At 73.8% G+C, this 6000-nt stretch carries 5 protein-coding genes and 1 tRNA gene; 3 read left to right on the top strand and 3 right to left on the bottom strand.

Annotated features, from left to right (window positions below; translation table 11 throughout):
• Nucleotides 1-39: 39 nt before the first annotated feature.
• Together LG632_RS10010 and LG632_RS10005 are read right to left on the bottom strand one after the other, a co-directional pair.
• Complete coding sequence (locus tag LG632_RS10010) at nucleotides 40-1590, bottom strand: MFS transporter (RefSeq protein ID WP_226726550.1); 1551 nt, start codon at nucleotides 1588-1590, stop codon at nucleotides 40-42.
• A 115-nt stretch (nucleotides 1591-1705) separates the two neighbouring features.
• A complete protein-coding gene (locus LG632_RS10005; RefSeq protein ID WP_226726549.1) occupies nucleotides 1706-2383 on the bottom strand; it encodes a TetR/AcrR family transcriptional regulator in 678 nt (225 codons plus the stop codon).
• Between the two features lie 243 nt (nucleotides 2384-2626).
• On the opposite strand from LG632_RS10005, the gene LG632_RS10000 reads away from it, so the two are divergent.
• The 3 genes from LG632_RS10000 to LG632_RS09990 all read left to right on the top strand — a co-directional run bounded on the left by LG632_RS10000 (nucleotide 2627) and on the right by LG632_RS09990 (nucleotide 4553).
• Complete coding sequence (locus tag LG632_RS10000) at nucleotides 2627-3904, top strand: M6 family metalloprotease domain-containing protein (protein ID WP_226726548.1); 1278 nt, start codon at nucleotides 2627-2629, stop codon at nucleotides 3902-3904.
• Between the two features lie 29 nt (nucleotides 3905-3933).
• On the top strand, nucleotides 3934-4413 hold the full coding sequence (locus LG632_RS09995; RefSeq protein WP_226726547.1) for a RidA family protein: 480 nt from the start codon (nucleotides 3934-3936) through the stop codon (nucleotides 4411-4413).
• Between the two features lie 67 nt (nucleotides 4414-4480).
• Nucleotides 4481-4553: transfer RNA gene (locus LG632_RS09990), tRNA-Arg, on the top strand.
• Between the two features lie 5 nt (nucleotides 4554-4558).
• Here the strand turns inward: LG632_RS09990 and LG632_RS09985 are convergent.
• Nucleotides 4559-5866, bottom strand: coding sequence for an ATP-binding protein (locus LG632_RS09985; protein WP_226726546.1), 1308 nt, complete (start codon nucleotides 5864-5866; stop codon nucleotides 4559-4561).
• Nucleotides 5867-6000 lie beyond the last annotated feature (134 nt).

Raw genomic sequence — 6000 nt, 5'->3', positions numbered from 1 at the left:
CCGGTCGCCGGGCGGCGGGCCGCGCCGGCCGGCGGGCCGTCAGTGCGCGACGACCGGCACCTTGAGCTCGGCGTCCGCGCCCTTGCCCTCACCCGAGGCCACCGCCGCGCCCGCCGACGGGCGGCCGGTGTTGATCAGGGCCAGGGCGATGGCGGCGCTGGCGACGAGGATGCCGACGGCCCACCAGATGGCCGAGGAGTAGCCGTGCACCATCGCCTGGGCCTGCAGGGCCCGGGCGGCGGCCGGTCCGCCGGCCGCCTCGCCGGCGTGGTCCGTCAGGTACGCGGTGGTCGCGGAGGCGGCGATGGTGTTCAGCAGGGCCGTGCCGATGGCGCCGCCGACCTGCTGCGAGGTGTTGACCATCGCGGAGGCCACGCCCGCGTCGACCGGGTCCACCCCGTGCGTGGACAGCGACATGGCGGGCATGAAGGCCGTGCCCATGCCGAGGCCCAGCAGGATCTGGGCGGGCAGGATCAGCGCCGGGTACGAGGAGCCGACCTCCAGCTGCGTCAGCAGCAGCATGCCGGTCGCCGCGACCAGGAAGCCGGGGCCCATCAGCAGCCGCGGCGGGACGCGGGTCATCAGGCGGGCGCCGATCTGGGTCGAGCCCGTGATCATGCCCGCGATCATCGGCAGGAAGGCGAAGCCGGTCTTGACCGGCGAGAAGCCCTTGACCACCTGGAGGTAGTACGTCAGGAAGAGGAACAGGCCGAACATGGCGATGACGGCCAGGCCCAGCGAGAGGTACACGCCACCGCGGTTGCGGTCGGTCAGGACCCGCAGCGGCAGCAGCGGGGAGCGCACCTTGGCCTCGGTGGCCACGAACGCCGCGAGCAGCACGGCCGAGGCGACGAACAGGCCGACGGTGGTGCCGTCGGACCAGCCGTCGGACTCGGCGCGGGTGAAGCCGTAGACCAGCGCCACCAGGCCGAGGGTCGACAGGACCACGCCGGGGACGTCCAGCGAGGAGCGGTTGCGGGCGCCGGCGGGCTCCCGGATGACCAGCAGGGCGCCGACGGCGGCGACCACGGCGAACGGGATGTTGACGTAGAACGTCCAGCGCCAGTCGAGGTACTCGGTGAGGAAGCCGCCGAGGATCAGGCCCACCGCACCGCCGCCACCGGCGATGGCGCCGTAGATGCCGAACGCCTTGGCGCGCTCCTTGGCGTCGGTGAACATCACGGCGAGCAGCGAGAGCGCGGCCGGTGCCAGCAGCGCGCCGAAGGCGCCCTGGAGCGCGCGGGCCCCGAGCATCATGGCCTCACCGGTCGCGGCGCCGCCGAGGGCGGAGGCCGCGGCGAAGCCGACGAGCCCGACGACGAAGGTGTTGCGGCGGCCCCACAGGTCGGCGATCCGGCCGCCGAACAGCAGCAGGCCGCCGAAGGCGAGCGCGTAGGCGGTGATGACCCACTGGCGGTTGCCGTCCGAGATGCCCAGGTCCTGCTGGGCGGAGGGCAGCGCGATGTTCACGATGGTCGCGTCGAGCACGACCATCAGCTGGGCCAGCGCGATGAAGACCAGGGCCTTCCAGCGGCTGGGGTCGGCGGTCGGGGCGGCAGCCGGCGGTGCGGACGCGGCTGTTTTCGGCATGGGGGTACCCACTTCACGGTGCGGAGCGGCCCGAACGGGCCCAGATCACGGAAAGAAGACTCTTGAAGCCGTCGAAAGAAGTCGTATCGACGCTAAGCGGGACAAAGCGGTTGTGTCACATGGTTTTCGCGGCCTGGTGCTGCCGCAGGTCCTCCAACGTGACGGGAGCGCCCGGCAGTTGCGAGCGCCCCGGGACCGCCCGCAGCCCGTCGAGGAACAGCTGGAGGTGACGGTGCACGAAGGAGTCCAGGTCCGGGCAGCCGAAGCCGGGCAGCGGCCGGCTCAGCTGCGACAGCGCGACCAGCAGATCGCCGACGGCGATGTCGGCGCGCAGCAGTCCGGCGTCCTGGCCGGCCCGGACCAGGGTTTCGACGGCTTCCTCCAACGTGGTGCGGGCCGCGAGGAGTTCGGGGTGGTCCCGGTCGAAGTCGTCGGCGAGCATCGGGCACAGGGCCCCCACGCGCTCGTCGGCGGCGGCGTGCGTGAAACGGCACAGCGCGGCGAACGCGTCGGGCTCCTGCGCGAGGGAGTCCTCCGCATGGGCGGTCACCCGGTCCATGACGTAGAGGACGACGTGGTGGACGAGCGCCGCGCGGTCCGGGAAGTGCCGGTAGAGCGTGGCGTTGCCGACCCCGGCCCGCCGCGCGATCTCGTCGAGGGGCGCGCCCGCGCCCTGCTCGACCAGCATCTCGCGGGCGGCGGCGAGGATCCGCTCCCGGTTGCGCACGGCGTCGGCCCGCGGACGCGGAGCGCGACCCGTCGGCCTGGTGTCGACAGCCGTTCCTGCCTGCACGGTGCTCCTCCTCGTCCGGTGACCCCGCCGCCCCGAACCGGGGAGACGGTCCCCGCTTGTGCGGGACACCCATGCAAACGGGGAACCGCTCCCCGGTTATTTCACCCTCCCGTGTGACCCGGGACACATCCGGATCCACGTTCGGACGCTCCCGGCGCGCGGGCGCGCCCGGCGCGTCGGAGGGTGAACGCACAGAGAGCAGACCGGGCCCGGCCGGCTGCCGCGGACCCGAAGGCGTCTCTCATGCCGCAGACCCGCCACCGGATACGCAGACCCCGCCGCACCGGCGCATTCGTCGGTATCACCGCGCTCGCCCTCGGCATCACCGCGACCGCCAGCGCCGGGATGGGCAGCCGGACGCCCACCGCCGCCGGACCGGTCGCCTCGACCACCGAGTCCGCGCTCGCGCCGTGCCGGATCTCCGGGACCATGGGCGTCCAGATGTCCGAGGGGATGCCCACCCCGCCCGGCTACTCCCGCAGCACCGGCGAGGTCCGCGCGCTCAACCTGATGATCGACTTCCCCGACGCCAAGGGCGAGGGCACCGCGCTCGACCGGTTGGCGGAGTTCTTCCCGCAGACCTCCGACTGGTTCCGCACCAGCTCCTACGGACGCCTGACCTACCACCCCGAGGCCCCGGTGCGGACCTGGCTGCGGATGCCGATGCCGTTCGCGGCGTACGGCATCGAGCGCGGCTCGCCGTACGAGCCGGGCTACCGACAGCTCGTCGAGCACATCGTCAAGGCCGCCGACGCCGAGGTCGACTTCTCCCGCTACGACCTGGTCAACATCCTGGTCACCCCGAACGCCGGCCCGTCCGCCCTGGACACCGTCCTGTCGGTGACCTTCTCCGGCAACGCCGAGGCACCGGTCGCCGACGGGGTGCCGCTGGCCAACACGTCCTTCGTCTACAGCCGCCAGGACGACGGCTCGGGCACCTACCGGGAGACCGGCTACCGGGTGCTCCCCCACGAGAACGGCCACGTCTTCGGCCTGCCCGACCTCTACACCGCCGACGGCGGCGCCACGGTCGGCCACTGGGACATCATGAGCGAGGACTGGGGCGCCAACAACGACCTCCTCGGCTGGCACAAGTGGAAGCTGGGCTGGCTCGACAGCACCCAGATCAGCTGCGCCTCCAAGAGCGGGACCAGCACCCACGTGCTGTCCCCGCTGGGCACCGAGGGCGGCGTCAAACTGGCCTTCGTCCCCCTGTCGGCGAACACCGGCTACGCGGTCGAGGTGCGGACCCAGACCGGCAACGACGAGGCCGTGTGCAAGCCCGGGGTGCTCGTCTACAAGGTCGACTCCGCGGTGGACACCGGGCAGGGGCCGGTCATCGTCGCGGACAGCACCAGCGCCAGCGGCGGCTGCACCCGCCGCTCGAACGTCCACGCCGAGCTCTCCGACGCCCCGTTCCAACCGGGCGAGACCTTCACCGACGAGCAGGCCGGCGTCACCGTCAAGGTGATCGCCCGGCTGGCGAACGGCAGTTACCAGGTCCGCATCACCCGCCCCTGACGGATCAGCAGCAGAAAGGGACCTACGACATGACCACGACCCCCGAGGAACGCCTCGCCGCGGCCGGGCTGAAGCTGCCGCCCGCCCCCGAACCGGTCGGCGTCTACGTCCCCGCCGTCCGCAGCGGCCCGTACGTCCACACGTCGGGCCAGCTGCCCCTCGTCGACGGCGCCCTGCCGCGGACCGGCAAGGTGGGCGCGGAGGTCACCGCCGAGCAGGCGACGGAGCTCGCGCGGCAGTGCGCGCTCAACGCCCTGGCGGCGCTGATCCCGGTCGCCGGGGACCTCTCGCAGGTCAAGCGGGTGGTCAAGATCGTCGGTTTCGTGGCGAGCGCCCCGGACTTCACCGGCCAGCCGGCCGTCGTCAACGGCGCGAGCGAACTCCTGGTCACGGCCTTCGGCGACCCCGGCCGCCACGCGCGCAGCGCGGTCGGCGTGGCCGCCCTGCCGCTGGACGCACCGGTGGAGGTCGAACTCCTCGTGGAACTGCACGCGCCCCTGGCGGTGTAGCCGACCCCTCCCACCCTGATGGGGGCGCGACCGCCCAGCCCGATCCGCTAGGCTGTCAGCGCGTCTTGCCTTCGTAGCTCAGGGGATAGAGCACGGCTCTCCTAAAGCCGGTGTCGCAGGTTCGAATCCTGCCGGGGGCACACAGTCAGGGGCCATCCGCCGGTTGCGGCGGGTGGTCCCTCGGCGTTCGCGGCGGGGGTACCGGGGGCAGGGCGAGGCGGGCTTCGGCGCCGCCCCGCGGGGGGTTGGTGAAGGTCAAGGTGGCGCCGATCGTGCCGGCCTGGCCCACCGCGATCGTCAGGCCCAGGCCGTGGCCCTTGTTGGTGCCCTCCGTGCGGAACCGCTGCGGGCCGGCCGCCAGCAGGTACGTCGGGTAGCCCGGGCCCGCGTCGGTGACGGTGATCGTGGCGTGCTCGACGGTGACCGTCACGGGGGCCGCCCCGTGCTTGTGGGCGTTGGCGATCAGGTTGCCCAGGATCCTCTCCAGGCGCCGCCGGTCGGTCTCCACCCGGGCCGGGGAGAGCAGGCGCAGGGCGGTGTCCGTGCCGGAGGCGCGGATCGTACGGGCGGCCAGGTCCGCCAGGTCGTGCGGGGCGGAGTCGATGCGTTCGCCGCCGGTGTCCAGGCGCGAGATCTCCAGCAGGTCCTCGGTCAGCGCGCGCATGGCGCGCACCCGGTCCCGGACCAGCTCGGCGGGGCGGCCCGCCGGGAGGAGCTCGGCGGCCGCGTTCAGGCCGGTCAGCGGGGTGCGCAGCTCGTGGGCGACGTCGGCCGTGAAGCGCTGCTCGGCCTCCAGCTTGCGCTGGAGGGTGGCGGCCATGCCGTCCAGCGCCTCGGAGACGGCCGCGACCTCGTCCTTGCGGCGCGGCGAGTCGGCGACCCGGGCGTCGAGGTCGCCCGCGCTGATCCGCCGGGCGACCTGGGCGGTCTGGTGCAGCCGGCGGGTGATCCGGGTGACGCCGAGGGCGCCCATGACCAGCGTGCCGCCGATGGCCAGCGCGGACGAGCCGAGGATGGCCCGGTCCAGCTCGGCCAGGGTCCGTACGCTGCCGCTGTAGTCCACGGCCGCGGCGAGGACCCCGTGGTCGGCGGGACCGGCCGCCCACATCGCGGGCCGGCCGCGGTGCTCCCCGACGAGGGTGCCGCGCCGACCGCTCGCCGCCAGGGCGCGCAGCTCCTCCGGCAGGCCGGGCGGGTTGAGGCCCTCGCCGCGCCAGGGCCGGCTGCCGGTCTCGTAGGCGAGGGTGATCCGTTCGAGCCGGGCGAGCGCCTTCTCGCGGGCCACGGCGGCGGTCTGGGCGGCCATGGCGCTGTGCACGAGGCCGCCGAGCAGGGCGGCCAGGGCGCAGCACATGAAGGTGATGAACAGCGCCGCCTTCCAGGTCAGCGTCGCGGTCCAGGCGGGCAGGCGGAGCCCGCGCCCGCGCGGTGGTGCGTGCTGTGTCGTGTCCATGGTGTGACGGGCCCCCCATGCCCCCGGGCCGTCGCCCGCCAGGTCACGGTAACCGGCCCGCCGGACGGACCCGCCACGAGGTCGGCCCGCAGCCGCCCGGCCGGGGCCGGGACCCGCCGTGGTCCGGTGCAGTC

Origin of the sequence: Streptomyces antimicrobicus, from assembly GCF_020532625.1 — a bacterium.
Taxonomy (GTDB): domain Bacteria; phylum Actinomycetota; class Actinomycetes; order Streptomycetales; family Streptomycetaceae; genus Streptomyces; species Streptomyces antimicrobicus.
Note: the sequence above shows the minus strand (reverse complement) of the source record. Positions and strands in the feature narration are given on the sequence as shown.